This window comes from Lichenifustis flavocetrariae, from assembly GCF_026130545.1.
Classification (GTDB): domain Bacteria; phylum Pseudomonadota; class Alphaproteobacteria; order Rhizobiales; family Beijerinckiaceae; genus Lichenihabitans; species Lichenihabitans flavocetrariae.
The window spans coordinates 63578-82135 of record NZ_JAMOIM010000022.1 but is presented as its reverse complement, the minus strand read 5'-3'; the positions used below and the strand labels follow the sequence as shown (position 1 = coordinate 82135).

Sequence of the window (18558 nt, the reverse complement as noted above, 5' to 3'; positions counted from 1 at the left end):
GCTCGCCTGTTTGCGGTCAACTTCGCCGACGACCTTCTCAACCCCGTGCAGCTTGGTGCGATGGCGCGTGTCATGCCACGCGTGAAGAACGGCCGGTTCGTCGTCGTCCCCGAAGGACCTGACACCATTGGCCATCAGACGCTGACGCAGGCCAAAGTCTGGGCGCCCTATCTGAAGCAACTGATGGAAGCGCCGTGACGGCCCAGTCACCGCTTACGCGGGAAAACCGCCAACTTAGGGAACGTAAAGTGGGCGCGGTATCGGGCCCATTTGGACCGGACAGGCTTGTTCGCCTGCGAGCAATAAGCCGCGTTGGCTACACGCCGCTTACCGTGTCGGCTGGATAATGCACGTCGGCCAGCTGCGCCTTGGCTAATCTTGGGCACAGGCGACTTGAGTAGCCCTCTCGCGCGCCTCGCCTTGTACAGCCTCCCAGACGGCGCGGCGCGATCAATCCGAAGGTGACCACGGCCCGGCATGCGTGCCTCCGCTGAACGGCTGCTCGGTAATGTTTGCGCCGGAAACCGGACTTTCTCCTTCCGTGAAGAGTTTCGGGCGCTGTGAGGCGTACGAAAGTCGCCGAAGACCGAACCCGCGGTGTCCAGGTCGCGCTATGGGGATTTAAAGTTCAGGCGCGTGGTGGAACGCGGTCTAAGGGCGCCAAGACGCATTCCGTCTTAAGCCGGAGCGCGGGATACCTGGAGCTGGAGCGCGGGATAGCTGGACTGATTGTCTGTCGGCAGGCCCTCGGGCGGTGGGGTGGTCGCGTCTCACACGGTCACGGACAAGCGACGCGCATCTGGCCTTTCGTCGGAGCGGCATGGCTGCGACGTGGAGGAAGATCAGGCCGTGCCGGGTCACGCCAGCGCCTTGGTTGTTGCGGACGCACGAGGCGGTGCGCGTGGCTGCATCCATCGTTCGAATGTCCCGATGATACGCATCCGACCGCCGCAGCAAGGTTGCGGCAGCTGTTGTAAGCGACGCGAAGGTGGCCGCAGTCGTCGCAGCCTTCGACATGGCCGCCCAGAGCGGCTGTCCGGCAGTTCTGGATCGCCGCCATGATCTTGAGCTGATGCAGGCTCAAATGCCCGGCGTGAGCGCCCTCCGCAGCTCTTCCAGCCATGCTGCGCATGCCTGGAACCTTGAGCTGCTTCGCCCGGTAAGCTGGGCCTGCGGCCCGGAAGACATCGGCGATCTCCAGTGAGGAGGTCGGCACGCCTCAGCCGCCGGGCGCCCCCTGGTCGGGCGCGAAGAGACCGAGCCTGCCGAGTGGACTGGTCACGGCGCGCACCGTGCACCGAGGGCCGGAACTACTTTCAGGATCGCACCCTTCGCGGTCGTTCACGGTGCCTTGGCCAGTTGCTTTAGGCGGACCGTCGCGGGCTGGAGAGCACGCGACTTGCCGAGGCCATCCCCGGCGCGGCATCTTGCCGATTTAATGATCTTGCTGCCTCGATCCATCGCGAGCGACCAAAATTGGCTGCTGTCTCATCGGCCGTAAGGGACCGAGGCGGCACGCCCGTTTTCCGGCAGATGACTCCGGCGATGCGGCTGAAAGAACGCCCTCGGCCGCGAACGGATGGAACGGTCAACCCTCCCCGCCGCCGCAGGCGCAACGCACTGGTCATGTTTTGGCGGGCATCTTTCGCCTGCGGCGCCCAGCCTTTTCAGGTTGCGGCGCCTCGCCATCTCCATGCGGAGTGAGAATGCCGATTCGACTAAACCGGATATCGTTCTGGATCCCCTGCCGCGCAAGATCGGCATCGCCGGTCTTCAGGCCCTCGATGACCTTGTAGTGGTCGTGATCCGGGCCATAGTCCTGCGACACCCGCAGGTTCAGGTTGATGCGATGGATCAGAGCGCCCATGCGGGCCCACATCATTTCTACCATTGAGGACAGGGTCGGCATCTCCGCGATCGACACGACCGCCAAGTGAAACTCGCGGTTCAGTTCGCTGGCCTGATGTGGGTCGCCATCGCGAAGGGCCGAGAAGAACGCATCGTTGATTCTGGTGATGTCCGCGATCTGCCGGCCCGTCACCTTTCGCGCTGCGAGGGCCGCGGCTTCACCTTCGAGCGCGATGCGGATCGTCCTGACTTCCGCGATCTGCTCGTCGCTCAGCATGGGAACGGTGACGGCCTGCACCTTCTGCATCTCGAGCGCGCCGTCCGCCACGAGGCGGAAGATGGCCTCTCGCACCGGCGTCACGCTGGTTCCCATCTCCTCCGCGAGATCGATGATCAGCAGACGCTGCCCGGGCTCGTAGAAGCCGCTCATCAGCGCGGCCCGCAACTGCTTGTAGACCTGCGTCGACAGGTTGCCCCGGCCGATCTGTTCCAGACGCCTCATCGCTCTCTCGCCGCTTTGCCCGCCAGGGTCGCCGGCTTGCGTGAACTGCCCCGCCCAGGCGTGCAGCCTCTTCTCAGATTTCCATTGTGATCGTCTATCTCGCAAGCCTTGTCTTCTCACCCTGATCCGGCCGATCCGTAAGCGACAAGGCTTTACGAATATATTCTATACGCTATAGGTTTACCAGTCGCATGAATTGAGGACCCGCAATGGCTGGAATGATCATCCCCGACCTGGATCAGAAGGTGATCCTCATCACCGGCGCATCGACAGGGATCGGAGCCGCGGTGGCGCGCGGGTTCACCGCGCAAGGGGCTCTCGTCGGGCTGCACTACAATTCGAGCGAGGAGCCTGCCCGAGCGGTTGCGGACGACATCACCAGGGCGGGTGGCACCGTTTTTCTGGTGGCCGGCGACGTCGCCAAGCCTGAAGTCGCAAAGGCGGTGGTTGAGAAGACGGCGGCGCACTTCGGCCGGCTGGACGGGTTGATCAACAACGCCGGAAGCCTGCTCAAGCGCGTACCGATCGCGGATTCCGACCCCGAGCACGATCAACTCGTGACCGATCTCAACGCCCATTCCATCGTCTGGGCCTGCCGGGCCGCCGTGCCCTTCCTGCGCAAGAACGGCGGAATGATCATCAATACGACCTCGATCGCGGCGCGTCACGGCGGAGGCGGCGGTTCGGTGCTCTATGCGGCCGCCAAAGGATACGTCAGCACGTTCACGCGCGGGTTCGCCAAGGAAGTCGTCAAGGACAAGATCCGCGTCAATGCCGTTTCGCCAGGAGTCATTCGGACCCCGTTCCACGACCGCTTCAGCTCGGCCGAGCAGATGCGGACCATGGAGGGCGCGGTTCCGATGGGGCGCGCCGGGACGCCGGAGGAATGCGTCGGCACCTACCTCTATCTCGCGTCCGAGTCGCTCAGCGGCTACGTGACGGGTCAGGTTATTGAGGTCAACGGCGGTCAGTTGATGCTCTGATCCAGCCCGTCCCCGCTTTAGCCTCATCGTTTCAGGATCTTCGACGTGAGCCGCGCAAACGCCCTCGACGTGGTTACCATCGGCCGTTGTTCGGTCGACCTTTATGGCCAGCAGATCGGATCGCGGCTGGAGGACATCACCTCCTTCGCCAAGTCGGTCGGTGGTTGCCCCTCCAACATCGCGATCGGCACGGCCCGCCTCGGCCTCGATGTCGGGCTCATCACCCGTGTGGGTGACGAGCAGATGGGACGCTACGTCCTGGAGCAGATGAAACGCGAGGGCGTGGCGACGGACGGCATCCGGGTCGACCCGGAACGTCTGACGGCGCTCGCCATTCTCTCGGTCGAAAGCGACACGGCGTTTCCGCTCCTGTTCTACCGCGACAATTGCGCCGACATGGCGCTGGACGAAGGTGATATCGATCCGGCGTTCCTGGCTCGGGCCGGAGCCGTGGTAGTGACCGGCACCCATTTCGCCAAGGCCAACACGGCGGCCGCGCAGCGCAAGGCGATGCGGCTGATGCATGCGCGCGGCGGGCGCATCGTGTTCGACATCGACTACCGGCCGAACCTTTGGGGCCTCGCCGGCCATAGCGCCGGCGAGTCGCGGTTCATCGCGTCAAAGGCGGTTTCGGACCAACTCGCCGCGATTCTGCCGGACTGCGACCTGATCGTCGGCACCGAGGAAGAAGTTCACATCGCCGGGGGCACCGAGGACACACTCGCGGCCCTGCGCGCCATCCGGGCCGTCTCGCGCGCCACGATCGTGCTGAAGCGCGGGCCGATGGGGTGCGTGGTCTATCCCGAAGCCATTCCAGACCGGCTCGAAGATGGGATCGTGGGGCGGGGCTTCCCGATCGAGGTCTACAACGTGCTGGGCGCGGGCGACGCGTTCCTGTCCGGTTTCCTGCGCGGCTGGCTGCGGGGCGAGCCCCATGCCACCTCGGCCACCTGGGCAAACGCCTGCGGGGCCTTCGCGGTGTCGCGTCTGCTGTGCTCTCCGGAAAGCCCCACCTGGCCGGAGCTGCAGCACTTCCTGGACCAGGGCAGCGCGTTCCACGCCTTGCGCAAGGATCCCGACCTCAACCACCTGCATTGGTCGACCACGCGACGCCCTCAGCCCGACCGTCTCATGGCGCTTGCGATCGACCACCGGGCGCAACTCGAGGCGGTTGCCGATCGTCTCTCGGTGCCTCGGGCCCGCATCGCGGCGTTCAAGGAACTGGCCGTCGAGGCCGCCGCCCGCGTCGCCGACGGCCGCCCGGGATTCGGCATGCTGCTCGATTCCACCTACGGGACGCGCGCGTTCCATGCCGCGGCGCGTCAGGGGCTTTGGCTTGGCCGCCCGGTGGAGCAGCCCGGCTCGCGTCCGCTCGACTTCGACGGACTTCCCGATCTCGGCAGCCATCTTGCGGAATGGCCGATCACCCACACGATCAAGTGCCTGTGCTTCTATCATCCGGACGACGACGACGCCTTGAAGGCTCGGCAAGAGCGGGAGTTGCTCCGCCTGCATGACGCGGCGCGAACTGTCGGCCGCGAGCTGCTGGTCGAGATCATCGCCGGAAAGCACGGCACGCTGGGCGAGAACACGGTGGCGCGGGTCGTGAGCCGCCTCTACGCGCTCGGCATCAAACCGGACTGGTGGAAGCTGGAACCGCAGACGACGCGCCGGGCCTGGACCGCGATCGGCGAGGCGATTCGATCGAACGATGTCCGATGCCGCGGTATCGTGATGCTGGGACTCGAGGCCCCCCAGGATGAACTCGCCGAGGCCTTCCGCACAGCGGCGGCCGAGCCGCTGGTCAAGGGGTTTGCGGTCGGCCGGACGATTTTCGCGGAACCGGCCGCCGCCTGGCTGGCAGGGACCATCGACGACGAAGCCGCGGTCAAGACGATGGCCGACCGCTTCGCCGCGTTGGTCAAGGCTTGGGATGAGGCCGCCGTCGCCTGACACAGTCAGGAGGCGCCCCGGGGCGCCTCCGCCTTTTAGGCCACTCGGCTCGCTTCACCATCCGCCAGGGCGAGCTCGACGATCTTGAGCCCCTTGTCCGTAATGCGATGGGGAAACCCCGAGGCGAGGGCATCCTCGTGGACGGGAATCACCCGCCGCATCTCGCCGCCGACGACCTGCATCATCGCATCCGTCGCGAGCAGCAGATTGCACTGGTCGCCCTGGGCCAGTCCGATCGGGATGTAGGAGGGCTGGTCCGGGTCGTCGCCGCGGATGTTGTCGTAGCTGTAGACGAGATCGCCGGCCATGACCCAGGCGTCCTGGCTGTTGTGCTGGCCGTCGTTGCGGATGGTGACGAACTGCGAGCCCCAGGTATGGGTATCGTGGGCCGCCCGCAGATCGATGCCCGGCAGCACGTCCTCCCGGTCGCCATCGACCGCGACGAGCCGGCCTTGCCGCGCCAGTTCGGCGATGCGCATGATATCCGACGGATCGGTCGCCTTGAGCAGCCAGCGGAACTTCTTGTCGAGCGATTGCGCCCAGAGCCACTTCGAGAGCTCCCGCTCTTGCAGGTAGAACGTGGCCTTCGGAAAGGCATCGGTGTTCCCGGCGTGATCGAAATGGGCGTGGGTCAGGAAGACCTGCCCGACCTCCTCGGGACGAACCCCGACCTCCGCCAGGACGGCCGCGGGCGATTGCCACCCCGCCACCCCGAAGCGGACCGCCATCTCGGCTCCATAGTCGCGATGGTTGTAGCCCACGTCCACCATAGCCAGCACGCCCGGCCCCTTGATCAGGATGTAGGCGTAGGGAAGCTTGCGGTCGGGGCCGGCGAAGTCGCCATAGACGACGCCGCCGGCGGGAGCGCTCGGAACATAGGCATATTCGAGCAGCCAAATGGAGTAGGTGGGCACGACAGGCTCCCATGTGGGCCGATGATGATCGCGATCGGCTACATTCGTGGTTTCGGGGAACAGCATCCGCAGCCCTGGCCCAGGGCCACGACCTCGAAGCCAGGCAGGAGGCCGGTGGCCCAGCGAAGATGGTCCGAGGCCTCGCCAAGCAGATGCAGGGCCCTCTGGGTCTCGTTCCAGGGCTGACCCATCGCGGCCCGGGTCTTCGCAGCGGCTTGCAGGAGGTGATGGTGGTGGTGGCCGGCCCGAGCAGGCGGCGACAGGGTCCGCAAGCGGTCGCAGGCTTCGGAAAGGTCCTGAGCCGCCTTGACGCGAACAGGGTGATCGTCGGACCGGCGAGCACCGGCGGCGGCCAGGATCAGGACGGCGGCGAGCTGCCGCACGGCGTCTTCGAGGCGTTCGAAACCGCCGCGTACGGCGACGATGTAGGCGTGGATCCGATCGTCCAGATCAGGCGAAGCCGCCCATTCTGCCGCCGTGATTGGCTCCGCGGGTGGGATCCTGGGACGCTCGACGGCGAGCCTCGCAACGGCGCGCGCAGAGAAGTTGCCCCCTGTCATCGTCAGCTCCTACGTCGGCTATAGATGTAGACGGTGGCGATCACGATCACCCCCTTGACGATCGGCTGCGCGTTGACCGAGACGCCGAGCAGATTCATGATGTTGTCGAGCATCGCGATGATCAGTACGCCGAGGAACCCGGACAGGATGCTGCCTTCGCCGCCCGTCAGGCTGACACCGCCGATCGACACGGCGGCGATTGAGTCGAGGGCCAGCCAGGTTCCCGCCTGGGGGTCGCCGTAGCCGACCCGGAGCGCGAACAGCAGGCCGCCGACCGAGGCGATCAGCGAGGCGACCGCATAAGCCGTGAGCCGGACGCGGCTGACGGGAATGCCGGCCAGCCGTGCCGCCCGAGCGTTGCCGCCGACCGCGAAGAGGAAGTGGCCGATCGAACTCCTCAGATACAGCGCCGTGAGGGCCAGGATGCCGATCGCCAACCACACGGGAAGCGGGACATGAAGCCAATCGACGCTGTAGAAGCGCAGCAGCGGCTGCGGCAGGGTCGCGCCTCGAAACCCGGTCTGGATCGTGCCGCCGCCGGTCCACATCTTGGCGACCGAATAGCCGATCTGCATGGTGCCGAGCGTCACCACGAACGACGGCAGCCGGACGAAAGTGACGAGCACGCCGTTCACCACGCCCACAGCCAGACCGGCCAGCAATGCGGCGGGAATCGAGACCGCCAAGCCATAGTCGATGCAACCCACGAAGATCACGCTGGCGAGCGCCGTCACGGCGCCGACGCTCAGGTCGAAGCCGCCCGACACGACGATCAGGAACTGCGCCAGCACGACGACGAACAGGACTGCATTCTGCTGCAGGATGTTCGACAGGTTCTCCGGCCGAAGCAGGACCCCGTGCGACAGCAGGGCGCCGATCGCGGCTACGGCGACGAACAGAGCCAGGAGGCGGAGGTTGCTGACCTGCTCGACCGTCAGGTTGCGGATGGACGTCTTCTCGTTCCGCTCGGCCGCCCGTACGGCTTGGGGTTCCACGTCGGCCTGGCTCATCGGGCGGCTGCCCGGCTGAGGTTCCATTGGCTGAAGGCAAGCGCGGCGAGCACCACGACGCCCTTGATGGTGCCCTGCAGGTAGGGGGAGGTGCCCGACAGATTGATCATGCTGTCAAGAATGCCAAGCAGCAGGACACCCGCGACCACGCCCGACACACGCCCGATGCCGCCGAACAGGCTTGCGCCACCGATGATGACGGCCGAGATGCTGATCAGTTCGTAGCCCGTGCCGCTCAAGGGATGGCCGGTGCCTAGCCTCGATGTCAGCAGCACCCCGGCCAGTCCCGCCGTGAGACCCGACAGGACATAAACCAGGATCTTGACCTTGGGCACATTCAGGCCCGTGAGCCTCGCATTCTCCTCATGGCCACCGACCGCATAGACGGCGCGGCCCACGGGCCACTGCGCCAGGAGCAGCGCCAGCAGCCCGGCTCCGAAGAGGAAGACCAGAAAGGTGCCGGGCACATCGAAGAAGCGCAGCCGGACGAGGTTCATGAACGCGGGGTCGCGCACCGGAATGGGTTGTCCCGAGCTTAGGGTCAGCGCCAGGCCTCGCCCGACACTCATCGTTCCAAGCGTCACCACGAAGGCGGGAATGCGGGTGAACGAGACCAGGAGGCCATTGACGGCGCCCACCGCGCCTCCGGCCAGGATCGCGAGCACCGAGGCTCCAGCCAGCCCCAGGACCGGGGCGGTCAGGGCCAGGACCACGGCCGCGATGGCGATCGCCGAGCCCTGCGAAAGGTCTATGCAGGCCGTGAGGATGACAGGCAACTGCCCCAGCGCGATCAAGCCGATGACCGAATATTGGAAAGCGATGCCGGTCAGGTTGAACCGGGTCAGAAAGGCCGGCTCGGTGAGGGCCGCCGCCGCGAACAGGAGGAGGGCCGCGATCACCTGACCATAGTTCGAGAGAGCCCGCAGGGGGGGCGTGGTCATGCCGCGGCCCTCTGCGCGGCTCCGGGCTGACCGAAGGCGAGGGCCATGACGTTCTCCTCCGTTGCCGCATCGCCGGGAATCTCGCCCGCGACGCGCCCTTTTGTCATCACCAGAATGCGATCCGACTGCGAGAGAACCTCCGGCAGATCGGAGGAGATCAGCAGGATGCCGAGTCCGGCATCCGCGAGGCCACGGATCACCGCATAGATCTCGCTGCGCGCCCCGATATCGACGCCGCGGGTCGGCTCGTCCAGGATGAGCAGATCGACTCCCGCCGCCAACCATCGGCCGAGCACCACCTTCTGCTGGTTGCCGCCACTCAGTCGGGCCACCAGGGCCGTCGTCCGGTTCGGCCTCACGGAGAGCTCCGTCACCGTGCCGGCGATCTCGCGGCGGACACGCCTCCAGGGGACGACACCGAACCGCGATAATTTTCGCACGAGCGTGTAGGCGGCGTTCTCGCCGACGGTCCGCCTCAGGACGAGGCCGTCCAGCTTGCGATCCTCCGGCACCATGCCGATGCCAAGTTGCACGGCCTCGAACGGCGTCTTGGGCGCAATGAGCTTCCCGCGCAGTCGGATTTCCCCACCGCTGGCCCGCGCGGCGCCAAACAGCAACCGGGCCGTTTCGGTGCGTCCCGAACCGATCAGTCCGGCCATGCCCACGATCTCGCCTCGGCGAACCGAGAAGGTGACGCCACGCACGAGATCGCCGTCGCACAGATCCCGAACCTCGAGAAGCGCTTCGGCATCGGCCGGCACCGTCCGGCGCTGGCCCACCGCGATGTCACGCCCGACCATGTGACGGACCAGCTTGTCGTGATCGTACTCGCCGATCGGGCCGGTGCTGGCCACCACGCCGTCGCGCAGCACGGTGATCCGGTCGCCGATGGCGAAGATCTCGTCCATGTGGTGGGAAATGAAGACGATCGCGATGCCGCGCGCGCGCATGCGGCGCACCAGCGCGAACAGTGCCTCGGTCTCGGTTTGTGTGAAGACGGCGGTCGGTTCATCCAGGATCAGAAGCCGGCAATCGACCGTGAGAGCCTTGGCGATCGCCACCATCTGCTGCTGGGCGATGCCGAGTTCGTGAACAGGACGCCGGATATCGACCGAGACCTGCATGGAGGCTAGAATCTCGAGGGTGCGCTGGCGTCGCTTGGCATGGTCGATCCGACCGAGAAGCCCCAGGGGCTCCCGACCGAGAAAGATATTCTCGGCCGCGTTCAGATTGGGGACGAGATCGAGTTCCTGATAGATGGTCGCGATGCCGTGGGTGCGCGCCCAGGCGGGCGTGTAGCGCTCCTGGCTCACGCCATCGAACACGATCCGTCCGGAATCGGCGCGATGCGCACCCGAGATGATCCGGATCAAGGTCGACTTGCCGGCCCCGTTTTCCCCCATGAGGCAATGGACCTCCCCGGGTCGGAAGGCACATGAGACCTGTTTGAGCACCTGAGCTCGGCCGAACGCCTTGTCGATGCCTTCGAGCGAGAGAACGGGGCCGTCGGTCATCAGAACTTCAGGCCCTTCCCTTTGATCTTGTCCAGATAGGCTTGGGCATCGGCTTTCTTGTCAGCATCGAAGACCAGAATGGGCAGATTCTGCTTGGGTTCGATCGGCTGTCCTGCGAGCAGTTTCTTGACGTTCTGGATCACGATCTCGCCGAAATAGGGCGGCGTCTGGGTCTCGCGTGCGATCTCGCCACGGGTCACCGCCTCGATGGCCGCGATCTGGCCGCCTTCGCCGACGATGTTCCCGAGGATCTCGCTTCGGCCCGCATCCTTGATGGCCTGGATGGCGCCCATGGTCATGTCGGAATAGTCCGACCACACGATGTCGATCTGCCCCTTGGGAAACCGTTGCAGGAAATCCTGCATCACCTTGATGCCGCCATCCTTGGTGAAGCCGGCATTAGACGCGCCGACGGTCTTGACCTCCGGATAGGGCTTCATGACATCGTCCCAGCCCTTGCCGGCGTCGATGACCGGCGAAGATCCGGGAATGCCCTGGACGCGGACGACGCTGCCCTTCGGCGCTCCGTTCTTCGCCTTCAGCAGTTCCACGGCCTTTTCGGCGAGGAGCTTGCCCGAGTTGTAATGGCTCTGGACGATCTCCGCCTTGTACATGCCGGTTCCCGGCTCGGCGGCCAGCGTGCGGTCGATCACGATCATCGGGATGCCGGCGTCATCCGCAAGCCCGACCGCCGGGGCCAGCGCCACGGATTCGAGCGGCGCCACGACTAGGACACTCGGCTGCTGGGCCAGCATGCTTTGGATATCCGACAGCTGCTTGGCCGGATCGTCCTCGCTCGACGCGGTGATGAACTTGTAGCCCGCGCCCTCGACATGCTCCTTCATGTCCTGTTGGTTGGTGACGCGCCAATCATTGATGAGGTCGGCTTGCGAGAACGCGATGATGGGTGTGCCCGCCGCTATGGCGCGGTAGGGCCACAGGCCGCCACCCAGACCCAAGCCGAGCAACCCGCCCGACGCGATGAAACGACGACGATCGATCATGATTTCTCTCCCTCCACGTTAGATTTTTGTTATGGCCGAGAGGCAGCACCGCGCGAGGCGCCGCTGCCGCATTGAATGTCTCAGGTGACCGAATAGGCCCCGTCGATGTTGTAAACCGAGCCGCTCACGTAGCTGGCCTCGTCCGAGAGAAGAAAGCAGACGACCGTCGCGACCTCGTCGGGCTGGCCCCATCGCTTATGGGGCAGGCGTTGGAGGATGGCGCGGGCGCGATCCTCATTGTTCTTGGCGTTGGCCGAGATGCGCGTGTCGATCCAGCCCGGCGCCACAGCGTTGACGCGGATCCCGCTCTCGCCCCACGCGATCGCCAGTGATTTTGTGAGCTGCACGACGGCGCCTTTGCTGGCCGCGTAGGCCGGCGTGAGCGGCGCGCCGAAGATCGCATGCATGGACGCGAAATTGACGATAGCGCCTTTGGCGGCTTCGAGCGCCTTATGGAAGGCGAAGCACAGCGACGCCGTTCCATTCAGGTTGACGTCGATGACGCGGCGGAACCCCTTCATCTCGAACTCGCCCCGGTTGTGGGCGTTGATGCCCGCGGCATTCACGAGGGCGTCCAAACGAGGGAAGCCGGAGCTCAGCCTCGCGATCGCTGCATCGTCGGAAACGTCGAGCTTCACGAACTGAAGCGCTTCGGGAATCTGCTCTTCCCGGTCGATCCCGACCGCGGTGACCGCGTAGCCCCTATCGAGCAGCCGCTTCGCAGTTGCCAGCCCGATGCCGGTTCCACCCCCCGATACGATCGCGGTCCGCTTCTGCTCCCCGGATGGCATGCGCTCTCCCATTGCGGCCCGATAGTGGCTTACGAATATATTCTATACGCTATTTTTTAATCGTCTAGATGCCGTTTGGCCGATCCGGGTGTTTTTCGCCGGGGCCATATGGTTGGGGGGCCGGCGCCGCGGCGCCTGCTGTGCTGCTCGCCCGCAACATCGTGCGGCGCACAGCTAAGGGTTGGGATCAAAGACCCTGGCACTCGGCGACCCCAAGGCCATCACGACGTCCATCGCGATCGTGGTAGCGCACGCGATCGGCGGACTTACGGCTCTGACCGCCGATCTTGAAGTTCTTTGGATCGCCTCGAAGCAGCCATCCTCAGCGAGCCGATCTCGTGCCGGACGCGAATCGAGGACCAACGGGCGCAGAGGCTCGATGCGGGCGTGCCGGAAAGCGGCGTCGCAGCCGCTCACTTCTCCAAGCGCGACCCGCCGGCCGTCGTGATCTCTGAGTTGCGTATCGGCCTCACCAGCATGTTGACCTCGCCGTTCATGCCTTTATTCGACGAACATCCGGCGAAGAGCAGCCAGCCTGCGGTGCGCCCAAGTAAGTCATTCGAGGGCATGACATCGGCGGTCGCAAGCGGCCATTGGACGGCCAGCGAAAATCATGCCCATTTTATTGACTTCAAGGAATGCTTGGAAGATCAGATCGAAGGTGCCCGAGCCTTGAAGGTGCCCTTCAGTAACCGCACTCCTCCTGTGCCGAAGCGGGCAATTGGGATAGATGTATCGATCATAAGGGCTGGGCGTGAATGGAGCGACCCTTGTGGCCCAGTTGCGCTGGTCGTGGCTCTGCGGACTTTAGACCATCTACCCACTGAGCAGAGGATCTCTTTCCAGGATTTAGGACGCGGCGCCGCGATCTACGCGCCTCCGGAATTGAACTGCCTATACCAATCGACAATTTGCTCACCAGTCCAGAACACGGCCCCCGGCTTCGACGAGATGTAATCGAGCAATTCTTCGACGAATCCGATTCGATGCGGAACGCCCGTTAAATAGGGATGAAGGCTAATCGACATGATGCGGGGCGCCTTCTCGCATTCCTCATACAGCCTGTCGAACTGACGTATCCCGCGCTTCAGGATCTCGTCGGACGAGTGCTGCGCCACCGCAGAGATCGCAACGTCGTTGATCTCGACCGTGTAGGGGACCGAAAGGATAGGTGAGGACGCCGTCTTGATCTCGCAAGGGAGGTCGTCCAGTACCCAATCGGCCACGTATTCGATGCCTTCGCCGGCCAGAAGGTCGATGGTCTCCTGCGTTTCGGTCAGGCCCGGACTTTCCCACCCACGCGGGTTCTTGCCGGACACAGCGCGGAGCGCATTCATGGTCCGGCGGATCGAGGCCTTCTGGTCTTCGAGCACGTGCATCGGGCCTTGCAGCCATCCATGGCCCATCAGTTCCCAGCCTTTCTCATGCGCAGCCTGGACGATCCGCGGATAGGTCTCGCAGACCGATCCATTGGTCGCCAGGGTCGGAACGATGCAGCGATCGTTCAAACTTTTGAAGATGCGCCAGAAGCCCACGCGCATGCCGTACTCGTGCCAGGACCAATTGGGAACGTCGGGGAGCAGCGGATTGCCCATCGGCGGTGGCAGCACGGCCCTGGGCATCGCCCGTCGGGGGTCCCAGTTCTCGACGTTGACGATCACCCAGACGGGCATCCGCACCCCATCAGGAAGTGTCAGGGACGGGCGGTCGACGATCGCGACATAGGGAACGCGCTCGCGGATGCTGAGGGGCATGGCGGATCTCCCTTACAGGCGTGGAATACGAGTGATCAACGACTGCTCGACCGGCTTCTGGTCGAGCCGATCCTTCAGCCAGTCGACGGCGCTTTCGTAGGCTTCGACCGCAACACCGCCGAGCGGATGGAATTCATCCTCGTAGATGCGCATCTCCGTCGGGGCCTTTGCGTTCGCGAGGATCGCTTCGACCTGATCGGGCGTGCAGAGCTCATCATACTCACCCTGGACGATCAGGATCGGGCAGGTGATCTCGGCGATATCCTGCCGCAGATCGTGGAGCGGTGCCTTCCTGTCGAACTCCGCCTCGGAGTCGTCGCCTGCCATATACATGTAGTTCGACTTGAAGTTCGGCTGGGCATATTCGAATTCGGTGACGAAGGACGGGTCCCACTGCGCCGCCAGGCCGCCGGCTGCCTTGATCCTGTTGCCGTGACGGGCTTCCCAGATTGCAGCGCGCGGCGACCAATAGGAGCCGGTGCTAACGCCGAACGTGGCGATACGGCTCGAATCGATCTCCGGACGAGTCTCGAGATAGTCGATCGCGGCGCTGACGGCCCGCTCGTAGTTCCAGGTGTCGACACGGACCTTGAGCATGCGCAGCAGGCTTTCCCCTTGCCCCGGTCCGTCCAAAGCCAAGACCGCCATGCCCCGCTTGATGAAGATGTTGTCCTCCGGATTGGGAACCTGCTCCTTGTGCATATCCGTGCCCGGGATGAAGATCACGCAAGGCCAAGGGCCCGGGCCCGCCGGCAGGTGGAGAATGCCCGGAAACGTTTTGGCATCGTAGCTGGGCTCGTCTTCGAACGGAATTTCCACTTTCTCAATTGGTGTTGCAGCATGTCGCATCACCCCGCCGAAGCACTCCTGCGACTTGTCGTGCAGGGCCTTCTTCACCGGGCTGTGGTCCTCCTGCACGGTATATTGGGCGAAGCCATAGGCGAGCGACGCGTAGTGGAACTGGCGACGGGCCGTTGCAACGTAACCGCGAGCCTCAGCCTCCTGCGCCAGACCTTCGCGGTACTTCCCGACGCGCTCGTAGGCCCGGCGCATGCTCGACACGCCCTTGGTGGTCCTCCCGATATATTCGAGATCGGCGTTGTTGAACCCGACGATCGGGCTGGCCATGAATGTCATGAAACCGGGCATGAGAGCATTGACGCCAAGAGTCCCGATGAAGCGGTCGAGAATCCAATCCTGGCCGGAGCGTACGATCTTGGGCATTGCTGTTCGTCCTTCTTATGGAGATGGTAACCGGCGGCTAGGCCCCGAGATAAGCCGCCTGGACGTCGGGATGGTCGAGCAGAAATGACCCGGCGCCCGACAGTCGGATCCGGCCTCCCTCGATCACGTAGGCGCGGTCCGCGATGGCCAACGACTTCTCGGCATTCTGCTCTACGAGGAGAACACTCGTTCCCGCGGCGTTGACGTTTTCGATGATCTCGAAGATTCGATCGACAATCTGTGGGGCGAGACCCATGGACGGCTCGTCCAGCATCAACAGCGTCGGACGGGACATCAGGGCACGCGCCATGGCGAGCATCTGCTGCTCTCCGCCCGACAACGACCCGCCGGGCTGCGTCAGCCGAGCCTTGAGGATCGGGAACAGGTCAAACATGCGTTCCAGATCCTGATCGCTCCCGTCACCGGCGCGCGCATAGGACCCCATGGCGAGGTTCTCCCACACGGTCATGCGGGGGAAGACGCGGCGCCCCTCCGGAACCAGGGCGATGCCGGTCGCGGCAATGCGGTGAGCCGGCCAATGTTCGATTCGGGTGTGTTCGAAGGATATGGTGCCCGACGACGCACGGCGTGCGCCCGACAAGGCCAGCAGGGTGGAGGACTTGCCGGCACCATTGGCGCCGATCAAAGCGACGATCTCACCCCGTCGCACCTCCAAGTCCACGCCATGCACAGCCTGGATCGGACCATACGAAACCTTCAGATCGCGAACCTCGAGCAGGGGTTCCGCAGGAGTCTTATGCGCGCGCTCAGCCGGAGCGGCGTGTGTCCGGCGGCCGAGATAAGCCTCGATCACGCGCCGGTCGCGTTGCACCGTTTCCGGCTTTCCGTAGGCGATGACCGCGCCGCGTTCCAGGACAAGGACCGCATCCGCGATGCCCATGACCAGATTGACGTCGTGTTCAACGATCACGACGGTTACGCCAGTTACCCGGATCTTGCGGACCAATTCGCCCAGCATTTTACGTTCCGTGGGGTTCATGCCGGCCGCAGGCTCGTCGAGCAGCAGCACCTTGGGCGCCGCCGCCAGAGCCCTCGCGATCTCAACGCGCCGTTGATCGCCGTAGGAAAGGCTTCCGGCCAGGAGCGGCGCCAGATGAGCGATACCGCAGAACGACAGCGCGGCATCTGCGACGGCGATGGCTTGCATGTCGGCGCGCCGGGCCCCGGGTAGCCCGAGCGCGGTCAAAACCGGATTGACCGCAATGCGGAGATCGGCGCCGACCAGTACATTTTCCAGCACCGTGACGGCCGAAAAAAGCCTGATCAGCTGGAAAGTCCGCGCGATCCCAGCTTTTGCGATCGCGTGCGGCCTCAAGGCATTGATCGAATTTCCCGCCAGTGCCACGGTTCCGCTGTCCGGTTTCACAGTGCCGCTGATCAGGTTGAACAACGTGCTCTTTCCCGCCCCGTTGGGGCCTATGATTGCGAAGATCTCGCCTTTGCGGATCGAAACATCCACCCCGCGGACCGCAACGAGGCCACCGAATCGCTTTCCGACGTCCCGACATTCGAGGACGAATTCGGTACCGGGAGACACTGGCCCAATGGCTGGGGAGCTGTCGAAGGTGATCGATGGCACTGGACGGAGCCGGTAGCGGCGCGGGCGCAGCGGGAACAACCCGTCTGGCCTGAGAACCATCGCAACGACCAGGAGCACGCCGAAGATCAAAAATCGTGCTTCCGCGAAGGGGCGAAACAACTCCGGAAGGAACACGATGAGAATGGCTCCCACCATCGCGCCCTTCATGTTCCCCATGCCGCCAAGCACCACGGCCGCGAGGACCATGATGGCGGTCAGCAGCACGAAATTCGAGGGAATGATGTAGCCGACATAGGAACTGTAGACGGCGCCCGCGAAGCCGGCTGTCGATGCGCCCGTCGCGAAGGCCAGCAACTTCATCCGGAATGTCGGCACGCCAATGATCTCGGCCGCGTCCTCGTCCTGCTTGGTTGCGTACCAGGCCCGCCCGAGCTTGGACCGCCAAAGGTTGGAGATGATGAAGTAGAGCAAGCCGATGAAGAGCCACGTCAAGAGAACGTAACGGCGCGGATCAAGCCCGAAATCGAGCCCAAAGATCTCGGGATGCTGGATGTCGGTGATCCCACTTGGACCCCCGGTGACCGAGTCCCAGGAATTCGCCACGATCCTAACGATCTCGCCAAAGCCCAGGGTCACAATGGCGAGATAGTCTCCTCGCACCCGCAAGGTTACGAGGCCAAGAAACAAGCCGCTGGTCACGGCCGCGAAAATCGCGACCGGGATTGCCTGCCAGAAATCGAGGCTGACGATATGGAAAGGCGCAACGCCCGTCACGATGGCAGTCGCGTAAGCGCCGACGGCCCAGAACCCGACGTAACCAAGATCGAGCAAACCGCTGAAGCCGACCACAACGTTCAGTCCCATCGCGAGCAGCATGTAGATGCCCGCCATGACGGCCACGGCGCTGAGATAAGGCGATCCGAGGCCGAACGGTTGCAAGCCGAGGGCCCCCACGCCGACGATCAACGCGATCGGAAGCGCTTCGTGAAAAAGGTCGCCGGACCGCCAGCCGAGCGATGCGAGCAGGGACACGCGCTGAGACTTCATGTTCGCCGGGCGAGACGTTCGCCAAGCAGTCCTTGTGGGCGGAAGACAAGAACGAGAAGAAGGGCGCCAAATCCGACCACATCCTTGAGTTGGCCGGGGAGGCACGCGCCTCCCAAATTCTCCATCAGTCCGAGCAACAACCCACCGAGCACCGCGCCGGGCAGATTACCCACGCCCCCAAGGATAGCGGCAGTCAGTCCCTTCAATCCTGGAATGAAGCCGAGCATATAGCTCGTCTTGCTAAAGTATATTCCATAAAGAACGCCACCCAGTCCTGCACACAGCCCGCCGATCAAAAACGTGACCAGGATGGCGCGGGAGATATTCACGCCCATGAGCCCGGCCGCGACCGGGTCTTGTGCCAAGGCGCGTATCCCGCGGCCCAGTCTTGTGTGCATGACGACCCTGTCCAGCAAGATCATCATGCCCAGGGTGCAGATCATGATCAGCACCATGCGGCTGGTGATTCGACCGCTTTCGACGACAAGTAGTGTCTTCAACGGAAATACGCTGGGATAAGGTAGATTACCGCGCCCGAATGCCAGCGCGAAGGTTTCCTGGATAGCCACGCTGCACCCCAGCCCTGAAATCATGGCCGCATGACGGGGTGCGCCGCGACGCCTGAGCGGCCGGTATGCGACGACCTCCAGAAGCATCGCCGCCGCACCCGAAGCGGCCATGGCGGCCAAAGCAGCGGCGGCAATCGCCAAAGTGATGCCCAGCCCGCTCGACGACGCGCTCACCCCAAGCGCCGACAAGACGCCCAACGCCGCAAATGCTCCGATCATGAAGATTTCGCCGTGGGCGAAGTTGATCAGGTTGAGGATGCCATAGACCATCGTCAGGCCGAGCGCGATCAGCGCGTAGATCGAACCGATCGCAAGGCCGTTGAACAGGCTCGCGAAGAACTGCTGCTGAAGACTGGCGAGGCAGCTCATCGCATGATCTCGAG

General features: G+C 64.2%; 15 protein-coding genes and 2 pseudogenes. 4 read left to right on the top strand and 13 right to left on the bottom strand.

Annotation, left to right across the window (positions count from 1 at the left end):
• Nucleotides 1-198, top strand: a pseudogene (locus tag M8523_RS24875) (alpha/beta fold hydrolase); the annotation flags it as partial.
• Nucleotides 199-958: 760 nt separating this feature from the next.
• Here the strand turns inward: M8523_RS24875 and M8523_RS24870 are convergent.
• Nucleotides 959-1216, bottom strand: a pseudogene (locus M8523_RS24870) (transposase zinc-binding domain-containing protein); the annotation flags it as partial.
• Nucleotides 1217-1624: 408 nt separating this feature from the next.
• Nucleotides 1625-2350, bottom strand: a complete 726-nt coding sequence (locus tag M8523_RS24865; RefSeq protein ID WP_282587600.1) for a GntR family transcriptional regulator — start codon at nucleotides 2348-2350, stop codon at nucleotides 1625-1627.
• 209 nt (nucleotides 2351-2559) lie between these two features.
• Between M8523_RS24865 and M8523_RS24860 the strand changes: the two genes are divergently transcribed.
• Nucleotides 2560-3333 carry an SDR family NAD(P)-dependent oxidoreductase gene (locus tag M8523_RS24860; protein WP_282587599.1) on the top strand — a complete coding sequence of 258 codons (774 nt, stop codon included), beginning with the start codon at nucleotides 2560-2562 and terminating at the stop codon, nucleotides 3331-3333.
• A 45-nt stretch (nucleotides 3334-3378) separates the two neighbouring features.
• The gene (locus M8523_RS24855; RefSeq protein WP_282587598.1) at nucleotides 3379-5286 is read left to right on the top strand and encodes a bifunctional 5-dehydro-2-deoxygluconokinase/5-dehydro-2-deoxyphosphogluconate aldolase; all 1908 of its coding nucleotides are present in this window, start codon (nucleotides 3379-3381) and stop codon (nucleotides 5284-5286) included.
• Between the two features lie 35 nt (nucleotides 5287-5321).
• Here the strand turns inward: M8523_RS24855 and M8523_RS24850 are convergent, their stop codons facing one another.
• The 7 genes from M8523_RS24850 to M8523_RS24820 form a co-directional block, all read right to left on the bottom strand.
• Entirely contained in the window at nucleotides 5322-6200 is an 879-nt protein-coding gene (locus M8523_RS24850; protein WP_282587597.1) for an N-acyl homoserine lactonase family protein, read from the bottom strand.
• A 38-nt stretch (nucleotides 6201-6238) separates the two neighbouring features.
• On the bottom strand, nucleotides 6239-6760 hold the full coding sequence (locus tag M8523_RS24845; RefSeq protein WP_282587596.1) for a hypothetical protein: 522 nt from the start codon (nucleotides 6758-6760) through the stop codon (nucleotides 6239-6241).
• A 2-nt stretch (nucleotides 6761-6762) separates the two neighbouring features.
• The gene (locus M8523_RS24840; protein ID WP_282587595.1) at nucleotides 6763-7770 is read right to left on the bottom strand and encodes an ABC transporter permease; all 1008 of its coding nucleotides are present in this window, start codon (nucleotides 7768-7770) and stop codon (nucleotides 6763-6765) included.
• The gene (locus M8523_RS24835) at nucleotides 7767-8711 is read right to left on the bottom strand and encodes an ABC transporter permease (protein ID WP_282587594.1); all 945 of its coding nucleotides are present in this window, start codon (nucleotides 8709-8711) and stop codon (nucleotides 7767-7769) included. Before M8523_RS24835 ends, M8523_RS24840 begins: the two co-directional genes overlap by 4 nt.
• Nucleotides 8708-10225 (bottom strand): sugar ABC transporter ATP-binding protein, encoded by a 1518-nt coding sequence (locus M8523_RS24830; protein ID WP_282587593.1) that lies wholly within the window; start codon nucleotides 10223-10225, stop codon nucleotides 8708-8710. The genes M8523_RS24835 and M8523_RS24830 overlap by 4 nt, the downstream gene beginning before the upstream one ends.
• Nucleotides 10225-11229, bottom strand: coding sequence for a substrate-binding domain-containing protein (locus M8523_RS24825; protein WP_282587592.1), 1005 nt, complete (start codon nucleotides 11227-11229; stop codon nucleotides 10225-10227). Before M8523_RS24825 ends, M8523_RS24830 begins: the two co-directional genes overlap by 1 nt.
• An 80-nt stretch (nucleotides 11230-11309) precedes the next feature.
• Nucleotides 11310-12020, bottom strand: coding sequence for an SDR family NAD(P)-dependent oxidoreductase (locus M8523_RS24820; protein WP_282587591.1), 711 nt, complete (start codon nucleotides 12018-12020; stop codon nucleotides 11310-11312).
• A 297-nt stretch (nucleotides 12021-12317) separates the two neighbouring features.
• On the opposite strand from M8523_RS24820, the gene M8523_RS24815 reads away from it, so the two are divergent.
• A complete protein-coding gene (locus tag M8523_RS24815; protein WP_282587590.1) occupies nucleotides 12318-12977 on the top strand; it encodes a hypothetical protein in 660 nt (219 codons plus the stop codon).
• On the opposite strand, the gene M8523_RS24810 is transcribed toward M8523_RS24815, so the two are convergent.
• The 4 genes from M8523_RS24810 to M8523_RS24795 are packed head-to-tail and all read right to left on the bottom strand — an operon-like array spanning nucleotide 12890 to nucleotide 18544.
• Nucleotides 12890-13774, bottom strand: a complete 885-nt coding sequence (locus M8523_RS24810) for a polysaccharide deacetylase family protein (protein WP_282587589.1) — start codon at nucleotides 13772-13774, stop codon at nucleotides 12890-12892. The genes M8523_RS24815 and M8523_RS24810 overlap by 88 nt on opposite strands.
• A 12-nt stretch (nucleotides 13775-13786) precedes the next feature.
• Nucleotides 13787-14998, bottom strand: a complete 1212-nt coding sequence (locus tag M8523_RS24805; protein ID WP_282587588.1) for an alpha/beta hydrolase family protein — start codon at nucleotides 14996-14998, stop codon at nucleotides 13787-13789.
• Between the two features lie 37 nt (nucleotides 14999-15035).
• Nucleotides 15036-17606 carry a branched-chain amino acid ABC transporter ATP-binding protein/permease gene (locus tag M8523_RS24800; RefSeq protein WP_282587587.1) on the bottom strand — a complete coding sequence of 857 codons (2571 nt, stop codon included), beginning with the start codon at nucleotides 17604-17606 and terminating at the stop codon, nucleotides 15036-15038.
• Nucleotides 17603-18544 carry a branched-chain amino acid ABC transporter permease gene (locus tag M8523_RS24795; RefSeq protein ID WP_282587586.1) on the bottom strand — a complete coding sequence of 314 codons (942 nt, stop codon included), beginning with the start codon at nucleotides 18542-18544 and terminating at the stop codon, nucleotides 17603-17605. The genes M8523_RS24800 and M8523_RS24795 overlap by 4 nt, the downstream gene beginning before the upstream one ends.
• Nucleotides 18545-18558: the final 14 nt, after the last annotated feature.

Excerpts from the sequence above, each read along its gene's own strand:
- M8523_RS24865 (WP_282587600.1), bottom strand. The coding sequence starts at position 2,350 with ATGAGGCGTCTGGAACAGATCGGCCGGGGCAACCTGTCGACGCAGGTC.
- M8523_RS24860 (WP_282587599.1), top strand. The coding sequence starts at position 2,560 with ATGGCTGGAATGATCATCCCCGACCTGGATCAGAAGGTGATCCTCATC.
- M8523_RS24845 (WP_282587596.1), bottom strand. The coding sequence starts at position 6,760 with ATGACAGGGGGCAACTTCTCTGCGCGCGCCGTTGCGAGGCTCGCCGTC.
- M8523_RS24840 (WP_282587595.1), bottom strand. The coding sequence starts at position 7,770 with ATGAGCCAGGCCGACGTGGAACCCCAAGCCGTACGGGCGGCCGAGCGG.
- M8523_RS24835 (WP_282587594.1), bottom strand. The coding sequence starts at position 8,711 with ATGACCACGCCCCCCCTGCGGGCTCTCTCGAACTATGGTCAGGTGATC.
- M8523_RS24830 (WP_282587593.1), bottom strand. The coding sequence starts at position 10,225 with ATGACCGACGGCCCCGTTCTCTCGCTCGAAGGCATCGACAAGGCGTTC.
- M8523_RS24825 (WP_282587592.1), bottom strand. The coding sequence starts at position 11,229 with ATGATCGATCGTCGTCGTTTCATCGCGTCGGGCGGGTTGCTCGGCTTG.
- M8523_RS24820 (WP_282587591.1), bottom strand. The coding sequence starts at position 12,020 with ATGCCATCCGGGGAGCAGAAGCGGACCGCGATCGTATCGGGGGGTGGA.
- M8523_RS24810 (WP_282587589.1), bottom strand. The coding sequence starts at position 13,774 with ATGCCCCTCAGCATCCGCGAGCGCGTTCCCTATGTCGCGATCGTCGAC.
- M8523_RS24805 (WP_282587588.1), bottom strand. The coding sequence starts at position 14,998 with ATGCCCAAGATCGTACGCTCCGGCCAGGATTGGATTCTCGACCGCTTC.
- M8523_RS24800 (WP_282587587.1), bottom strand. The coding sequence starts at position 17,606 with ATGAAGTCTCAGCGCGTGTCCCTGCTCGCATCGCTCGGCTGGCGGTCC.
- M8523_RS24795 (WP_282587586.1), bottom strand. The coding sequence starts at position 18,544 with ATGAGCTGCCTCGCCAGTCTTCAGCAGCAGTTCTTCGCGAGCCTGTTC.